The organism is Microbacterium sp. 8M (genome assembly GCF_902506375.1).
GTDB lineage: Bacteria > Actinomycetota > Actinomycetes > Actinomycetales > Microbacteriaceae > Microbacterium.
Genome location: NZ_LR733284.1, coordinates 2,601,020 through 2,615,405 on the forward strand (window position 1 = coordinate 2,601,020; position 14,386 = coordinate 2,615,405).

Genomic DNA, 14,386 nt, shown 5'->3' on the forward strand with positions numbered 1-14,386 from the left:
CATTCCGCACCGCGTCTGCCGTGACCCCGCGCCCGCCTAGGCTCGACAGCACAGCCCGCACACAGCATCCACAGCACCCCCGAGAGGATCCCGTCATGCACCGCACCCGCGCTGCTCTCCCCCGGCGCCGCCGCACCGGCGCCGCCCTGCTCGCCGGCCTCACCGCGGCCGCCCTGCTGCTCACCGCCTGCTCCGGTTCGTCCTCGCCCTCGAAGAGCGGCGCGACCGGAGCCGCGGACCCGAACGCCTCCCTCGCCGTCGGCCTCGTGCTCGAGCCTTCCAGCCTCGACATCCGGCACACCGCGGGCGCCGCCCTCGAGCAGGTGCTCGTCGACAACATCTATGAGGGGCTGGTCAGCCGCACTCAGGACAACAAGATCGTCGACCGCCTCGCCAAGAGCCACGAGATCTCCGCGGACGGGCTCACGTACACGTTCGTGCTGAACGAGGGCATCACGTTCCACAACGGCGCGAAGCTCACGTCCGCCGATGTCGTCTCCTCGCTGCAGACCGCGAAGGACGACAAGACCGTGCAGGGTCACGCCGATCTCGCGGGCGTCGCATCCATCGCCGCCCCCGATGACAAGACCGTGGTGATCACCCTCACCCAGCCGAGTCAGAACTTCCTGTTCAGCCTGACCGGCACCGCGGGACTGGTGTTCCAGAAGGGCGACACCACCGACCTGCAGTCCGCGGAGAACGGCACCGGTCCGTTCACCCTGACGCAGTGGAAGAAGGGCGACTCGCTCGCCTTCGCCCGCAACGACGCGTACTGGGGCAAGAAGGCGGGCGTCAAGAGCGTCGTGTTCGACTACATCCCCGACTTCACCGCCGGCGTGAACGCGGCGCAGAGCGGCACGCTCGACGTGCTCACGGCCGTCGACGCGAACCTCGCGCCGCAGCTGGACAAGAAGTTCACGGTCACCAAGGGCCGCACCACCGACAAGGGCACGCTCGCGTTCAACAACGCCAAGGCGCCGCTCAACGACAAGCGCGTGCGCGAGGCGCTGCGCCTCGCCATCGACCACAAGGGCATCATCGAGGCGCGCGGCATCGGAACGACGCTGTACGGGCCGATCCCCCAGCTCGACCCCGGGTACCAGGACCTGTCCGGTACCGCGCCGTACGACCCCGAGAAGGCGAAGGCCCTGCTGAAGGAGGCAGGCCAGGAGAACCTGTCCCTGACCCTCACCATCCCCTCGTTCTACGGATCCACCGTGCCGCAGCTGCTCACCAGCGATTTCAAGAAGGTCGGCGTCAAGCTCACCGTCAACTCGGTGGAGTTCCCGGCCTGGCTGGACTCGGTGTACACCAAGCACGACTACGACCTGAGCTTCGTGCTGCACGTCGAGCCGCGCGACTTCGGAAACTTCGCCAACCCGGACTACTACTTCGGCTACGACAACCCCGAGGTGCAGAAGCTGTACGCGCAGTCGCAGACCGAGCTCGACGCGAAGAAGTCTGCGCAGCTGCTCTCGCAGGCCGCCGAGATCGTCGCCAAGGACGCGGCCGCCGACTGGCTGTACGAGGATCAGACGCTGACCGCCGTCCGCCCCGGTGTGCACGGCTTCCCGAAGGACTCGATCAACTCGCGGCTCGACCTGCGCGGCGTGACGGTCACCCAGTAGCGTCTGGTCTGTGCTCCGCTACGCGCTCGTCCGAGGAGCCCTGCTCATCGCAGGGCTCCTCGTCGCGAGCGCCCTCATCTTCCTCGCACTGCGGGTGTTCCCCGGCGATGTGGCCCAGCTGCTCGCCGGCGACAAGGCCACGCCGGAGCAGGTCGCCCAGATCCGTCGGGCGCTCGGCCTCGACCAGCCCCTCGTCCTGCAGTACCTCGGCTGGATCGGCGGCGTGCTGCGGGGCGATCTCGGCACCTCGCAGCTGAACGGTGCCTCCGTGGCCGCCGAGCTCGCGCAGAAGGCGCAGGTCACCGTGCCCCTTGCCGCGCTCGCGCTGCTGATCGCGCTGCTGATCGCCGTGCCGCTCGGCATCGGGTCCGCGATGCTCCGCGGCCGGGCGACGGGCACGGCGCTGAACGTGGCCGCCCAGGCCGTCGCGGCGGTCCCGGTCGTCTGGGCGGGCATGATGCTCGTGGTGGTCTTCGCCGTGTGGCTGGGGTGGCTGCCCGCGCAGGGGTTCCCCAGGGACGGCTGGGCCGATCCCGGGCAGGCGATGCAGGCGCTCACGCTCCCCGCCCTGACCATCGGCGTGATCGAGGGCGCCCTGCTGCTGCGGTTCGTGCGCAGCGCGACCCTGCAGGCCGCGTCTCAGGACTTCGTGCGCACGGCCGCCGCGAAGGGCCTCACTCGCAACCGCGCCCTCATCCAGCATGGCCTCCCGGCGGTCGGGCTGTCGGTGATCACCGTGCTCGGGATCCAGGTCGCGGGGATCATCGTCGGGTCCGTCGTGGTCGAGCAGCTGTTCACCCTGCCCGGGATCGGGCGCATGCTCGTGGCCGATGTGGGCACGCGCGATCTCGTGAAGGTGCAGGGAGAGCTGCTGGTGCTCACCGGCATGGTGCTGATCATCGGCTTCGTGGTGGATCTGGTGCACCGGGCGCTCGATCCGAGGCAGCGGGAGGCCGACGAATGAGCGTCCTGCGCCGCCTCTGCTCCTCGGCCGCCGGCCTGTTCGGCGTGATCGTCGTGGGCGTGATCCTCGTCACCGCACTGGTGTCGCTGTTCTGGACGCCGTTCGACCCGCGCGCCACCGACGTGACGGCACGCTGGCGGCCGCCGGGGTGGCCGCATCTGCTCGGCACCGACCTCACCGGCCGCGACATCCTCAGCCTCATCATGGCGGGCTCCCGCACGACCGTGGTCGTCGCGGTCGGAGCAGGCGTCGTGGCCACGCTGATCGGCGTCGCGCTCGGCGCTCTCGGTGCGCTCACCGCCCGCTGGATGCGCGAGACCGTGGCGGTGCTCGTCGACATCCTGATCGCCTTCCCCGTGCTGATCATCGCGATGCTCATCTCCACCGTGCACGGCGGATCCCTCTGGGTCGTGATCTGGGCCGTCGGAATCGGCTTCGGCGTGAACGTGGCCCGCGTCACCCGGCCCGAGCTGCGTCGCGTGCAGCACAGCGACTTCGTCGTCGCCGGAAGGGCGTCCGGGCTGACGCCGCTGCAGAATCTCGTGCAGCACCTGCTGCCCAACATCGCCCCGGTGTTCATCGTGCAGCTGAGCTGGGCGATGGCGACCGCTGTCCTCGCGGAAGCCGGGCTGTCCTACCTCGGGTTCGGTGCCTCGGTCGTGGATCCGTCCTGGGGCATCCTGCTCGCCGATCTGCAGCGCTACATCCAGGTCCACCCGCTCTCCGTGGTGTGGCCGGGCCTCGCGATCACGCTCACGGTGCTCGCGTTCAACCTGCTCGGGGATGCGCTGCGCGACGCCACGGACCCCACGCTGCGCACGGCCGCACGCCGTCCCCGGCAGGCCCGCCCCGGCCCCGCTCCGCTTCCGGGGGTGACGGCATGAGCCTCGAGGTGACCGATCTCGTCGTGGAGATCGACGGCCGGCGCGTCGTCGACGGGGTCTCCTTCGCCGTGCCCGATGGAGCGCGCGTCGGACTCATCGGCGAATCCGGATCCGGCAAGTCGCTCACGGCCCTCGCGCTCATGGGGCTGCTGCCCGAGGGTGCCACCGCCTCGGGCAGCGTGCGCTGGAACGGGCGCGAGATCCTCGGGCTTGCGGACCGCGAGATCGCCGGCATCCGCGGCGACGAGATCGGGATGGTGTTCCAGGAGCCGCGCACCGCGCTCAACCCGATCCGCACGATCGGCCGGCAGATCGCGGAGACCATCCGGATCCACGAGCGCATCGACCGGCGCGAGGCGCGGACCCGTGCCGTGGCCGAGGCCGCGCGCGTGGCCCTGCCCGACCCGGAGCGGATCGTCGACCGCTACCCGCACCAGCTCAGCGGCGGGCAGCGACAGCGCGCCGCGATCGCGATCGCCCTCGCCGCCCGGCCTCGCCTGCTCGTCGCCGACGAGCCCACGACCGCGCTGGACGTGACGATCCAGGCAGGAGTGCTGCGGCTGCTGCTGTCGCTCGTGGAGTCGGACGGGATGTCGCTCGTGTTCATCACGCACGACCTCGCCGTCCTCGCTCAGGTCGCCACGGAGGCCGTGGTGCTCGCCGACGGCCGCGTCGTGGAGTCCGGTCCCCTCGGCACGCTGCTGACGGCCCCGACGTCGCCGATCACGCAGGGCCTGCTGCGCGACGCGACCGCGACGCTGTGGCGCGGGGAGGATGAGGGATGAGCGACACGACCGAACCGCGCGCGGACTCCGCACCCCCGGAGCCGCTCATCCGCGCCCGCGGACTGCGCCGCGAGTACCTCGGTCCGCGCAAGGAGCCGTTCGCGCGCCGCGCCCGGATGGTCGCGCTGGACGACGTCGACCTCGATGTCACGGCGGGGCGGGCGCTCGGCATCATCGGCGAGTCCGGATCCGGGAAGTCCACCCTCATCCGGCTGCTGCTCGCGCTCGACCGGCCGACCGCCGGCACGGTGACGATCGACGGGCGCGCGGTGGACGCGTCGGCCCCGGCCCGCGCACTGCACTGGCTGCGCCGCGAGACCGGCCTCGTCTTCCAGGATCCGTACGCGTCGCTGGACCCGAGGCAGTCGGTCGGCCGGATCGTCTCCGAGCCGCTGCGGGCCCTCGGCATCGAGAACGATCACCGCGCGCGGGTCGCCGAGGTGCTCACCCGGGTGGGACTGGATCCGGAGATGGCCGGCCGGTACCCGCACGAGTTCTCCGGCGGCCAGCGCCAGCGGGTGGCACTGGCCCGCGCGATCGCGCATCGGCCGCGGATCCTCGTCGGCGACGAGCCGATGTCTGCGCTCGATGTCACCGTACGCGCGCAGATCCTCGACCTGCTCCGGGAGCTGAGCGCCGACGGCATGACGCTCGTGCTGGTCTCGCACGACATCGGGGTGGTGCAGAACCTCTGCGACGACGTCGCGGTGATGACAGACGGCAGGATCGTCGAGCACGGGCCGACGGCGCAGGTGCTGCGCCACCCCGCACACGAGTACACGCGCCGGCTGCTGGCAGCGATCCCGGTGATCCCGGGACGCTGAGCCGGACACCGCTCAGAGACCGTCGACGCGGCGGCTGACGTGATCCGGTGCGCCGCACCTACAGCGTGCGCTGCAGGAACACCACGTCCAGTGAGCGGCCGAACTTGACGCCGACATTGCGCAAGTGGCCTGCGTCGACGAAACCGAATCGCCGGTGCAGCGCGATGGAGGCGGCAGCCGCGGTCGGCTCGATCACCGCGATGATCTCGCGCAGCCCCGCCTCGGCGCTCGCGTCCAGCAGCTCCTGCAGCAGCGCCGCGCCCAGACCCCTCCCGGCAGCCTCCGGCCGCAGGTAGATCGTGTTCTCGGCGCTGAAGCGATACGCCGACTTGGCGCGCCAGTGCTGCGCATAGGCGAACCCCAGCACCGCTCCCCCGGCGGCCTCGGCCGTGAGGAACGGCAGGCCCGTTGCGGAGAGCACCTCGTGCTTGTGCTCCCACACCGCCAGTTCGGTCTCCTCCTCGTCGAAGGTCACCGTGCTGGTGCGCACGTAGTGGTTGTAGATGTCCCGGATGGCCGCGAGGTCTTCGCGCCGGGCGGGGCGGATCCGGAAGGCATCGTCGGAGCCGGTGGTGGCCGCGGTGGGGTCGTCGCTCACGCGATCCTCCAGTCGACGGGCGCCGCGCCCTGCTCCTCGAGCAGCGCGTTGGCGCGGGAGAACGGGCGGGATCCGAAGAAGCCGCGGCTCGCGGACAGCGGGGACGGGTGCGCCGAAGCGATCACCGGGGTGTCTCCGAGCATGGGCCGCAGCCCTTCCGCGTCCCTGCCCCACAGCACGGCGACGAGCGGCGCATCACGGGCGACGAGGGCGCGGATCGCCAGCTCGGTGACCTTTTCCCACCCCCAGCCGCGGTGGGACGCAGGCGTGCCGGGGCGGACCGTGAGCACGCGGTTCAGCAGCATCACGCCCTGGTCGCTCCAGCTCGAGAGGTCGCCGTGCGGGGCCGGCGGGATCCCGAGGTCGGTCTCCAGCTCGCGGTAGATGTTCGCCAGACTGCGCGGCAGCGGCCGCACCGCCCTGTCCACGGCGAACGACAGGCCGATGGGGTGCCCCGGGGTCGGATACGGATCCTGCCCGACGATGAGCACCTTGACGTCGGCGAGCGGACGGGAGAAGGCCCGCAGCACGTTCTGCCCCGCCGGCAGGTAGCCGCGTCCCGCGGCGTTCTCGGCACGCAGGCGGTCGCCGAGCTCGGCGACCAGCGGTGCGACGGGGGCCAGCGCCTCGGCCCAGCCCGGGTCCAGCTGCCCGTCGGCGGCGAGCTCAGCGAGCGACTTCGGCATCAGAGCGCTGCCCGGTCGCTCGAGACGGTCACGCCGTCGGAGCCCGCGAAGACCCGCCACACGCTGCCTGCGCCGGCGATGCGCAGGCCCTCGGCATCCGCGATGAGCACGGTGCTCTCGTCGATGCCGACGCCGCCGTCGACCGCACCCGCCTCGGTGGCGGCGATCAGCCGGGACAGGGTGCCCCACTGCGCGACGTGCACATCGACGGACACGTCGACGAGCCCGATGCCCGGCACGACCGTGATCTCGTCGAGGTCCTCCGCGGTCTCCTCGGGGGCGATCGCGACGCCACCGATCCGCCAGCCGCCGAGGATCGCACGCTCGGCGGCGATCATCGCGCCCGCCGAGAAGCCGAGGTAGGGCGTGCCGCCCTGCACCGCGGTCCGGATGCGGTCGTAGCAGCGCTCGAGGGCCGTGTGATACGCCGGGGTGAGCCCGCCGCCGATGACGACGGCGTCGACGTCGTCGAACACCGCCGGATCCACGACGTCCGTCAGACCGACGGTCGTCACGCGGGTCTCCAGGTCGATCGCTCCGTCAGCGGTGAGTGCCGCGACGAGATCGCCGGCGTGGCGCGGATCCGCGTCCTCGCGGACGGTCACCACGGTCACGCGCGGTGTCGCGACGCCTTTCGCGGCGGCGACGGCCTGCGCCTCCGCCGCGAAGGGCGCGAAGGCGGCGCGGCCGAACCCGCCGCCGATGAGGTGCACGCCCACGCTCAGTCCTCCCCGCGCGGGCGCAGCGGCCCGCGCGCGAGCAGGTGCGCGGCGGCCTGCGCGACGGGGCGGATGACGACGAGGTCGAGGTTGACGTGTCCAGGGGCGTTCAGCGCGTACGCGATGAGATCGGCCACGTCCTCGGCGACGAGCGGCGCCTCCACGCCCGCGTAGACCGCCTCGGCCGCCACCTCGTCGCCACCGAGCCGCCGCAGCGCGAACTCCTCGGTGTGCACGAGACCCGGCGCGATCTCGGTCACCCGGATCGGCTCGCCGTTCAGCTCCTGGCGCAGCACCTGCGGGATCATCGACTCCGCGGCCTTCGCGGCGTTGTAGCCGGATCCGCCCGGGTACCCCTGCCGGGCCGCCGTGGACGTCAGGAACAGCAGGTCCGCGTGGCCGCCGCCGGCCGCTGCCGCACGCAGCTGGGGCAGCAGCGCCGCGGTGAGCTGCTGCACGGCGAGCACGTTCGCCTCGAACATCCACCGCCACTTCTCGGCGGATCCGTCCTCCACGCGCTCCGTGCCCCGGGCGCCGCCCGCGACGTGGACCACGGCGTGCAGCGGCCCCGTCTCCGCGAGGTGCGCGGCGAGGCCGGCGATCTGCTCGGAGTCGGTGAGATCGGCGGCGTACGCCGTGGATCCGGTCTCCGCCGCGAGCGCCTGCAGCCGGTCCTCACGGCGCGCGACGCCGACGATGTCCCAGCCGGTGGCGCGCAGCGCGCGCACCGTCGCCTCGCCGATACCGGTGCTCGCCCCGGTCACCACCGCTCGCCGGTGCTGTTCTGCCGCAGGATCGCCGGAGATGGACCCGGCCGTGGAAATGCTCGTCGCCATGCCTCAACGCTACGGGATCCGCCTGTTACGTCACATGTCCCGCGCCTTGTTGACAGCGACCGCGACTTCGTACTCTCGATGCAGTGCCGCGGTCCTCGAGCCGGTCGAGGAGCGGCCCACCTACCCTGCGACGCGGTTCGGTGTCGCGCATCCATGAAGGAGACATCATGACCGCTGCCGAGAACTGGCGCTTCGAGACCAAGCAGATCCATGCGGGCGCCGCTCCCGACCCGGTCACGAAGGCCCGCGCGACGCCGATCTACCAGACCACGTCGTACGTGTTCGACAACGCCGACCACGCCGCGAACCTGTTCGCCCTCGCCGAGTTCGGAAACATCTACACCCGCATCCAGAACCCCACCCAGGACGTGCTCGAGCAGCGTCTCGCCGCGCTCGAGGGCGGAACCGGCGCGCTGGTTCTCTCCAGCGGCCAGGCGGCCTCGACGTTCGCGATCCTGAACATCGCCCAGGCCGGCGACCACTTCGTCTCCAGCTCGTCGATCTACGGCGGCACCTACAACCTCTTCAAGTACACGCTCGCCAAGCTCGGCATCGAGGTCACGTTCGTCGAGAACCAGGACGACCTCGAGGAGTGGCGCCGCGCCGTCCGCCCGAACACGAAGCTGTTCTTCGCGGAGACCATCGGCAACCCGCAGATCAACGTCCTCGACATCCGCGGCGTCGCCGATGTCGCGCACGAGGCCGGCCTTCCGCTCATCGTCGACAACACGATCGCCACCCCGTACCTCATCCGCCCGTTCGAGCACGGAGCCGACATCGTCGTGCACTCCGTCACCAAGTTCCTCGGCGGCCACGGCACCACCATCGGCGGCGCGATCATCGACGGCGGGAAGTTCGCGTGGTCGCAGCACGTGGAGAAGTTCCCGGGCCTGACCGAGCCGGACCCGTCCTACCACGGCGCCAGCTACACCACCGCGGTCGGCGACGGCCTCGCCTACATCATCAAGGCGCGCGTCCAGCTGCTCCGCGACCTCGGCTCCGCCATCGCCCCGCAGAGCGCCTGGAACCTCATCCAGGGCATCGAGACGCTGTCGCTGCGCATCGAGCGCCACGTGCAGAACGCGCAGGAGATCGCCGAGTGGCTGGACGCCCGCGACGACGTGGCCAGCGTGAACTACTCCGGCCTGCCCACGTCGCCCTGGTACGCCGCGGCGAACACCTACGCGCCCAAGGGCGTCGGTGCCGTGCTCTCGTTCGAGCTGAAGGGCGGCGTGGACGCCGGCCGCGAGTTCGTGAACAGCCTGACCCTGTTCAGCCACCTCGCCAACATCGGCGACGTGCGCTCGCTGGTCATCCACCCCGCCTCGACCACGCACGCCCAGCTCACCCCGGAGCAGCAGCTGACCACGGGCGTCACCCCGGGACTGGTGCGCCTGTCGGTGGGCCTCGAGAACATCGAGGACCTGAAGGCGGACCTGGACCAGGCCCTCGCCGCCGCGCGCAAGGTCTCCGAGGCCGCCCGCGCCTGACGACTCCTCCTCAGAGACGGAACCGCCCCGGACCAGTCGATCCGGGGCGGTTCCGTGTGTGCGCGGCGGATGCGGCGTCCACAGCGCACCGCGTCGAGGCCCCCTCAGAGCGCCGAGGCCCCCTCTCAGTCGCGTGGCGGAGAGGGCGCCTCGGCGTCACGAGGGGGCGACGACCAGAGATGCACTCCGGGGATCCCGTCGCCCTGCACACTCGCCAGGCGATGCGAGGAGTCCACCGGTCCCGCGATCGGGCCGTCTCTCGCATTCCGCCGCCGCGATGCTCTCGGGATGAAGTCGATAGACATCTGGGGCGCACGTCGTCTGCTGCGTTCGCGCGAAGACCTCCTCGCACTCGGGTGCACGGAACGAGACATCGAGGCCCTCGTCGCCTCGCAGCGACTCACACGCGTGCGACGCAACCGCTACATCGATACCGCGGAGAACCTCGCGCTCTGGAACGAGGGACGCCATCTGATCCAGATCGCCGCCCTGCAGATGAACTCCGGGCCACAACGGCCCGTGTTCTGGGGTCCGTCCGCCGCCGTGCTGCACGGCCTCCCGCTGTACCGGCTCACGCCGGCACATGTGCACACCGCGATCCTCGGTGCACGCCATGGGCGCACCCGCGCCGGCACAATGCAGCACAACGTCGACGTACCAGCCGAGGACATCGTCGAAATCGAGGGAATCCGGTGCACCTCGCTGGACCGGACCCTTCTCGACCTGGCTTGCTCAACTCCTGCGACGACGGCGCTCTCCGCCGCAGATGCGGCCCTCGGCCGCGAGTCCGTCAGAGGGCACCGACAGGATTCGGAGAGAGCGATGCTCTGGCACGCCCGAATGGCAGCGCGCGCCGACCGGAGCAGAGTACGTGGCATCCGTCGCGCGCGCTGGATTCTCGAGTTCGCCGACGGTCGGGCACAGCTGCCGGGTGAGAGCGTCAGTCGCTTCCTGCTGCATCAGCTCGGCTTCCGCGAGGTGCTCCTGCAGGTGCCGGTCACTGGAGCAGAAGGACGGAACTACTGGCTCGACTTCGGCTTTCCGAGATCCCGGACATTCGGCGAGTTCGATGGCCAGGGCAAATACGCGGACGAGGAGCTGCGCGGCGATCGAACGGTGGAACAGGTCGTCCTCGACGAGAAGCGGCGTGAGGACGACGTCCGCGGCGTCACCGGATGGCGGTTCGCTCGCTGGGAAGACCGTCACATCTCGTCTGCGGACACGCTCGGCAAGCGGCTGGCCGCGTTCGGCGTCCACCCACCTGGCTGACCTGCGCGACCAGTGGATCCCCCTCGGCGAAGAACGCATCCTCGCCCCCTCCCCTCGTCCGTGCCCCCTCTCGACCACGACGGTACGAGGGGGCGTGGATGGCGCGAGGGGGCGTGGACGGCGCGAGGGGGCGTCGACGGTTCGCCGCGGCGCGCCGCACCCCTATTCGTTGACGAGCACCGGCACGCCGATGGCTGCCGACGCGGCCGTGCCGCGCAGGGCGTCCGGCACGTCGACGCGGAAGGCGGTCGCCTCGGATGGAGGGCCGGCGTGGACCTCGTGATCCTCGCCGTGCCGCTCGAACCGCGCGGTGCCGAGGAGGGCGCCCTGCGCATCGTAGAACCCTGCGACGACCATGAGTTCGAGCACGTCGCTGACGTCGGAGGTGATCTCGATCGTGCCGGTCACCGCGGAGCCGTCGAAGGCGAGATCGTGCACGACGAAGCGGTCGTCGAACGGGCCCGCAGCGGTCACCGCCTGACCGGGCTCGGGGTGCACGCCGTGCAGCGACGCGAGGTCGGGTTCGCCCGTGGGGGTCGCCAGCCCGGGCAGGGTCGTGGCCGCGACGCCGCTCTGCGCGCTCGGCGTGCCGGGTGCGGGTGCGGGCGTGCAGCCGGCAAGCGCGAGCACGGCGACGGCGACGGCGAGGAGGGCGGGCAGGAGTGGTCTCATGATGGCTCCGCAAGACGAGGGTGCGGGGGCGCCCCACGGACGCCCCCGCACCAGAGACTCGGTCAACGCAGGCGCAGCGCGTCCGCGACGATGCCGAACAGATCGGTGTTCTCGATGGTGCCCTGGACCTTGTCGGATCCGGATCCGTACGCGTAGATCGGCACGTCGGCACCCGTGTGGTTCCCGGACAGGTAGGTCAGCCACAGGCTCGCTTCCGGGCTGCCGTCGGCGACGTCGGCGGCGTCGTCCGGGGTGCGGAACGTCGCCGGCGCGAAGTTGTGCGGGTCGGCGGAACCTGCGCCGTTGACGATGCCCGTCGAGCGCGACGGATCCTTCGTGTTGCCGCCGGGGCGGGACGGAGTCGAGTTGTTGGCCGGGTTGCCGCTGTCCACGTTCACCGGCGGGTTGGCCGCCTCGGCGTTCGTGAAGCTGCCCTTCTCGATGATGTTGAATCCGGCGCACTCGTGGTCGGCCGTGACGATGACGAGCGTGTGACCGTCAGCCTTCGCGAAGTCCAGAGCGACCTTGACGGCGTCGTCGAACGCCTTGATCTCCTCCAGGGTCTGCGCCGCGTCATTGGCGTGCGAGCGCTTGTCGATGAGCGCCCCCTCGACCTGCAGGTAGAAGCCGTTGCCCTTCGCGCCCTTGCCGTCCAGCAGCGAGATCGCCTTCTGCGTGAGCTCGGCGAGCTTCGGCTCCTTCGCCTCGGCAGTGTCGGGGTGGTCCTGCTTGGCCTTCTCGACGGTCAGGTTGCCCTTGTTGAACAGGCCGAACACCTTGTCCCCGGAGGCCGCCTGCAGCTCGTCGGCCGAGGCGACCGTCTGCGATGCCGCGGATCCGAGCACCTGGTACCCCTGGTCCTTGAGCGCCTGCTCGTCGGCGGCGTCGAAGCGGCTCAGCCCGCCGCCGAAGATGACGTCGGCGGTGCCGTTGCGGGCGATCTGCTTGGCCGCGGGGACCACGCGAATGTCGCTGGTGGGAAGCTCGGATCCGGTGATCTGCGTGTCCTGGCAGGACTTGGCCGAGTACACCGGGCCCTGGCATCCGCGGGCGAGCAGATGGGTCATCTGGCCGGCCGGCGTCGCATCCGTGATCTCCGCGGTGCTGACGTTGCCGGTGCGGTAGCCCGCCTTCTTGGCCAGCTCCATCACCGTGGGCACGACCTGACCCTTGCCGTCGACGCCGAGGGCCGCGTTGTAGGTCTTCACGCCCGACGACCACGCGGTGGCCGCAGACGCCGAGTCGGTGACCAGGTTGGGCACGAAGTCCGGCTGCCCCGGCTGGCCGGAATTCTTCTGGATCGCGTAGGTCTGCACGTAGCCCTGCGCGGGCATCGTCTCCATGTTCAGCCGTCCCGCCGCGCCGTAGAAGCGCTCCCGGCCGGCGGTGACGTGCGTGCGCCCCATGCCGTCGCCGAGCAGGTAGATGACGTTCTTGATCCGGCCCTCGTCGCCGGACTTCGGCGCGGCCACGGCGGGGGCCGCCGCACCGGCGATCATCGACGCGACGACCGCCGCGATCGCGCCGGCCGAGGCCAGCGCTGCCATGCTGCGTTTCATGAGTGCTCCTTGAGGGGCGTCCAGGGGCGATCGGCTTCACCGGGGCGCGCCGATCGCGAATCTATGAGTCGGATGAACAGAAACTATGGGTCCGACGAGAGCAGGACGCGAACGACGGGTGACCGGACGGTGAACGGAGCGGGGTCGACGGGATCCGTCCGTAACCTGCCGCCGCCCCGGCAGTCCACCCGGGAGAATGGATCCATGGACTGGCAGACCACCTCGGAGGACACCGTGCCCTCGGCGCGCGTCTCGGAGGCGGACGCCCGCCTGCTGCGCGCCCGTCCGCCCGCCACCGGCGCCTGGCGGGACGGGGATCCGGCCGGCGATCGGCTGTTCGAGGCGTTCGGGCCGTTCCGCACGGAGGGTGGCGAGGAGCTGCCGCTGATCCGCCTCGCCTACGAGTCCTGGGGGACGCTGAACGCAGCGCGCGACAACGCGGTGCTGGTCCTGCACGCCCTCACCGGCGACAGCCACGTGGTCGGCGAGGCCGGCCGCGGGCACGCGACGAGCGGGTGGTGGGGCGACATCGTCGGCCCCGGCCGTGCGATCGACACCGACCGGTGGTTCGTGGTCGCCCCGAACATGCTCGGCGGCTGCCAGGGCTCCACCGGGCCGGCGAGCATCGCACCGGACGGCTACGAATGGGCGTCGCGCTTCCCGTACCTCACGATCCGCGACCAGGTCGCCGCTCAGGTGCTGCTCGCCGACGCGCTCGGCATCGCGCGCTGGGGTGCCGTGATCGGCGGATCCATGGGCGGCATGCACGCCCTGGAGTGGGCCGTCGGGTATCCCGAACGGGTCGAGCGGCTCGCCGTGCTGTCCTCTCCCCCGGTGACCACCGCCGACCAGCTCGCGCTGAACTTCGTGCAGCTGGAGACGGTGCGGATGGATCCGCGCTTCGCGGGCGGGGAGTACTACGACGCCCCGGTCGGCGAGGGCCCGCACCGCGGCCTCGCCCTGGCCCGGCGCATGGCGCTGCTGAACTACCGCAGCCCGATCGAGCTGAACCAGCGCTTCCAGCGCTCCTGGCAGTCCGACGTGTCGCCGCTCGGCCACGGCGGGCGGTACGCCGTGGAGAGCTACCTCGACTTCCACGGCAACAAGTTCACGCGCCGCTTCGACGCCAACAGCTATCTGACGCTCGTGGAGGCGATGAACTCGCACGACATCGGCCGCGATCGCGGCGGCGTCGAGGACGCCCTCAAGCAGGTGACGGCGACGACGCTCGTGCTCGGGATCGACACCGATCGGCTGTTCCCGGTGGACGGCCAGCACCGCATCGCCCGCGGCATCCCGAACACCCTCGACGGGAACGAGGCCGTGGTGCTCGCCAGCGACTTCGGCCACGACGGCTTCCTCATCGAGACCGACGCCGTCGGCATGCACCTGGAGCGCCTCCTCGGATCCTGAGCCCGCGCGCCCCTCACCGGCGTCGGCGCGCGCGGCGCCCCTCACCGGCGACGACAAGG

The 14,386-nt window shown here is 71.1% G+C and carries 14 protein-coding genes; 8 read left to right on the forward strand and 6 right to left on the reverse strand.

The window, feature by feature from the left end; translation table 11 throughout:
* Positions 1-95 precede the first annotated feature (95 nt).
* From AERO9AM_RS12455 to AERO9AM_RS12475, 5 genes are read left to right on the forward strand one after another with little or no spacing between them, the layout of a single operon-like run.
* A complete protein-coding gene (locus AERO9AM_RS12455) occupies positions 96-1,628 on the forward strand; it encodes an ABC transporter substrate-binding protein (protein ID WP_159576422.1) in 1,533 nt (510 codons plus the stop codon).
* A 10-nt stretch (positions 1,629-1,638) separates the two neighbouring features.
* Complete coding sequence (locus AERO9AM_RS12460; RefSeq protein ID WP_159576423.1) at positions 1,639-2,592, forward strand: ABC transporter permease; 954 nt, start codon at positions 1,639-1,641, stop codon at positions 2,590-2,592.
* A complete protein-coding gene (locus tag AERO9AM_RS12465) occupies positions 2,589-3,476 on the forward strand; it encodes an ABC transporter permease (protein ID WP_159576424.1) in 888 nt (295 codons plus the stop codon). Before AERO9AM_RS12460 ends, AERO9AM_RS12465 begins: the two co-directional genes overlap by 4 nt.
* Positions 3,473-4,261 (forward strand): ABC transporter ATP-binding protein, encoded by a 789-nt coding sequence (locus AERO9AM_RS12470; RefSeq protein WP_159576425.1) that lies wholly within the window; start codon positions 3,473-3,475, stop codon positions 4,259-4,261. The genes AERO9AM_RS12465 and AERO9AM_RS12470 overlap by 4 nt, the downstream gene beginning before the upstream one ends.
* Positions 4,258-5,085, forward strand: a complete 828-nt coding sequence (locus tag AERO9AM_RS12475; RefSeq protein ID WP_159576426.1) for an ABC transporter ATP-binding protein — start codon at positions 4,258-4,260, stop codon at positions 5,083-5,085. The genes AERO9AM_RS12470 and AERO9AM_RS12475 overlap by 4 nt, the downstream gene beginning before the upstream one ends.
* A 58-nt stretch (positions 5,086-5,143) precedes the next feature.
* Here the strand turns inward: AERO9AM_RS12475 and AERO9AM_RS12480 are convergent, their stop codons facing one another.
* Genes AERO9AM_RS12480 through AERO9AM_RS12495 form a run of 4 tightly spaced genes read right to left on the reverse strand, consistent with a single transcriptional unit; the run spans position 5,144 to position 7,924 of the window.
* Entirely contained in the window at positions 5,144-5,683 is a 540-nt protein-coding gene (locus AERO9AM_RS12480) for a GNAT family N-acetyltransferase (protein ID WP_159576427.1), read from the reverse strand.
* Positions 5,680-6,369: a uracil-DNA glycosylase gene (locus AERO9AM_RS12485; RefSeq protein ID WP_159576428.1), complete on the reverse strand. Its 690-nt coding sequence runs from the start codon at positions 6,367-6,369 to the stop codon at positions 5,680-5,682. Before AERO9AM_RS12485 ends, AERO9AM_RS12480 begins: the two co-directional genes overlap by 4 nt.
* Positions 6,369-7,088, reverse strand: a complete 720-nt coding sequence (locus tag AERO9AM_RS12490; RefSeq protein ID WP_159576429.1) for a Type 1 glutamine amidotransferase-like domain-containing protein — start codon at positions 7,086-7,088, stop codon at positions 6,369-6,371. The genes AERO9AM_RS12485 and AERO9AM_RS12490 overlap by 1 nt, the downstream gene beginning before the upstream one ends.
* Positions 7,089-7,090: 2 nt before the next feature.
* Positions 7,091-7,924 carry an SDR family oxidoreductase gene (locus AERO9AM_RS12495; protein WP_201298631.1) on the reverse strand — a complete coding sequence of 278 codons (834 nt, stop codon included), beginning with the start codon at positions 7,922-7,924 and terminating at the stop codon, positions 7,091-7,093.
* Between the two features lie 167 nt (positions 7,925-8,091).
* On the opposite strand from AERO9AM_RS12495, the gene AERO9AM_RS12500 reads away from it, so the two are divergent.
* Together AERO9AM_RS12500 and AERO9AM_RS12505 are read left to right on the forward strand one after the other, a co-directional pair.
* The gene (locus AERO9AM_RS12500; RefSeq protein WP_159576430.1) at positions 8,092-9,414 is read left to right on the forward strand and encodes a bifunctional o-acetylhomoserine/o-acetylserine sulfhydrylase; all 1,323 of its coding nucleotides are present in this window, start codon (positions 8,092-8,094) and stop codon (positions 9,412-9,414) included.
* A 408-nt stretch (positions 9,415-9,822) separates the two neighbouring features.
* Positions 9,823-10,683 (forward strand): hypothetical protein, encoded by an 861-nt coding sequence (locus AERO9AM_RS12505; protein WP_159576431.1) that lies wholly within the window; start codon positions 9,823-9,825, stop codon positions 10,681-10,683.
* A 162-nt stretch (positions 10,684-10,845) separates the two neighbouring features.
* Here AERO9AM_RS12505 and AERO9AM_RS12510 read toward each other — a convergent pair whose 3' ends face one another.
* Together AERO9AM_RS12510 and AERO9AM_RS12515 are read right to left on the reverse strand one after the other, a co-directional pair.
* Entirely contained in the window at positions 10,846-11,355 is a 510-nt protein-coding gene (locus AERO9AM_RS12510; protein ID WP_159576432.1) for a hypothetical protein, read from the reverse strand.
* Positions 11,356-11,417: 62 nt separating this feature from the next.
* On the reverse strand, positions 11,418-12,914 hold the full coding sequence (locus AERO9AM_RS12515) for an alkaline phosphatase (RefSeq protein WP_159576433.1): 1,497 nt from the start codon (positions 12,912-12,914) through the stop codon (positions 11,418-11,420).
* Positions 12,915-13,118: 204 nt separating this feature from the next.
* Between AERO9AM_RS12515 and metX the strand changes: the two genes are divergently transcribed.
* Positions 13,119-14,327: a homoserine O-acetyltransferase MetX gene (gene metX / locus AERO9AM_RS12520; protein ID WP_159576434.1), complete on the forward strand. Its 1,209-nt coding sequence runs from the start codon at positions 13,119-13,121 to the stop codon at positions 14,325-14,327.
* Positions 14,328-14,386: the final 59 nt, after the last annotated feature.

Excerpts from the sequence above, each read along its gene's own strand:
- AERO9AM_RS12475 (WP_159576426.1), top strand. The coding sequence starts at position 4,258 with ATGAGCGACACGACCGAACCGCGCGCGGACTCCGCACCCCCGGAGCCG.
- AERO9AM_RS12515 (WP_159576433.1), bottom strand. The coding sequence starts at position 12,914 with ATGAAACGCAGCATGGCAGCGCTGGCCTCGGCCGGCGCGATCGCGGCG.
- metX (WP_159576434.1), top strand. The coding sequence starts at position 13,119 with ATGGACTGGCAGACCACCTCGGAGGACACCGTGCCCTCGGCGCGCGTC.
- AERO9AM_RS12485 (WP_159576428.1), bottom strand. The coding sequence starts at position 6,369 with ATGCCGAAGTCGCTCGCTGAGCTCGCCGCCGACGGGCAGCTGGACCCG.
- AERO9AM_RS12500 (WP_159576430.1), top strand. The coding sequence starts at position 8,092 with ATGACCGCTGCCGAGAACTGGCGCTTCGAGACCAAGCAGATCCATGCG.
- AERO9AM_RS12510 (WP_159576432.1), bottom strand. The coding sequence starts at position 11,355 with ATGAGACCACTCCTGCCCGCCCTCCTCGCCGTCGCCGTCGCCGTGCTC.
- AERO9AM_RS12495 (WP_201298631.1), bottom strand. The coding sequence starts at position 7,924 with ATGGCGACGAGCATTTCCACGGCCGGGTCCATCTCCGGCGATCCTGCG.
- AERO9AM_RS12455 (WP_159576422.1), top strand. The coding sequence starts at position 96 with ATGCACCGCACCCGCGCTGCTCTCCCCCGGCGCCGCCGCACCGGCGCC.
- AERO9AM_RS12465 (WP_159576424.1), top strand. The coding sequence starts at position 2,589 with ATGAGCGTCCTGCGCCGCCTCTGCTCCTCGGCCGCCGGCCTGTTCGGC.
- AERO9AM_RS12470 (WP_159576425.1), top strand. The coding sequence starts at position 3,473 with ATGAGCCTCGAGGTGACCGATCTCGTCGTGGAGATCGACGGCCGGCGC.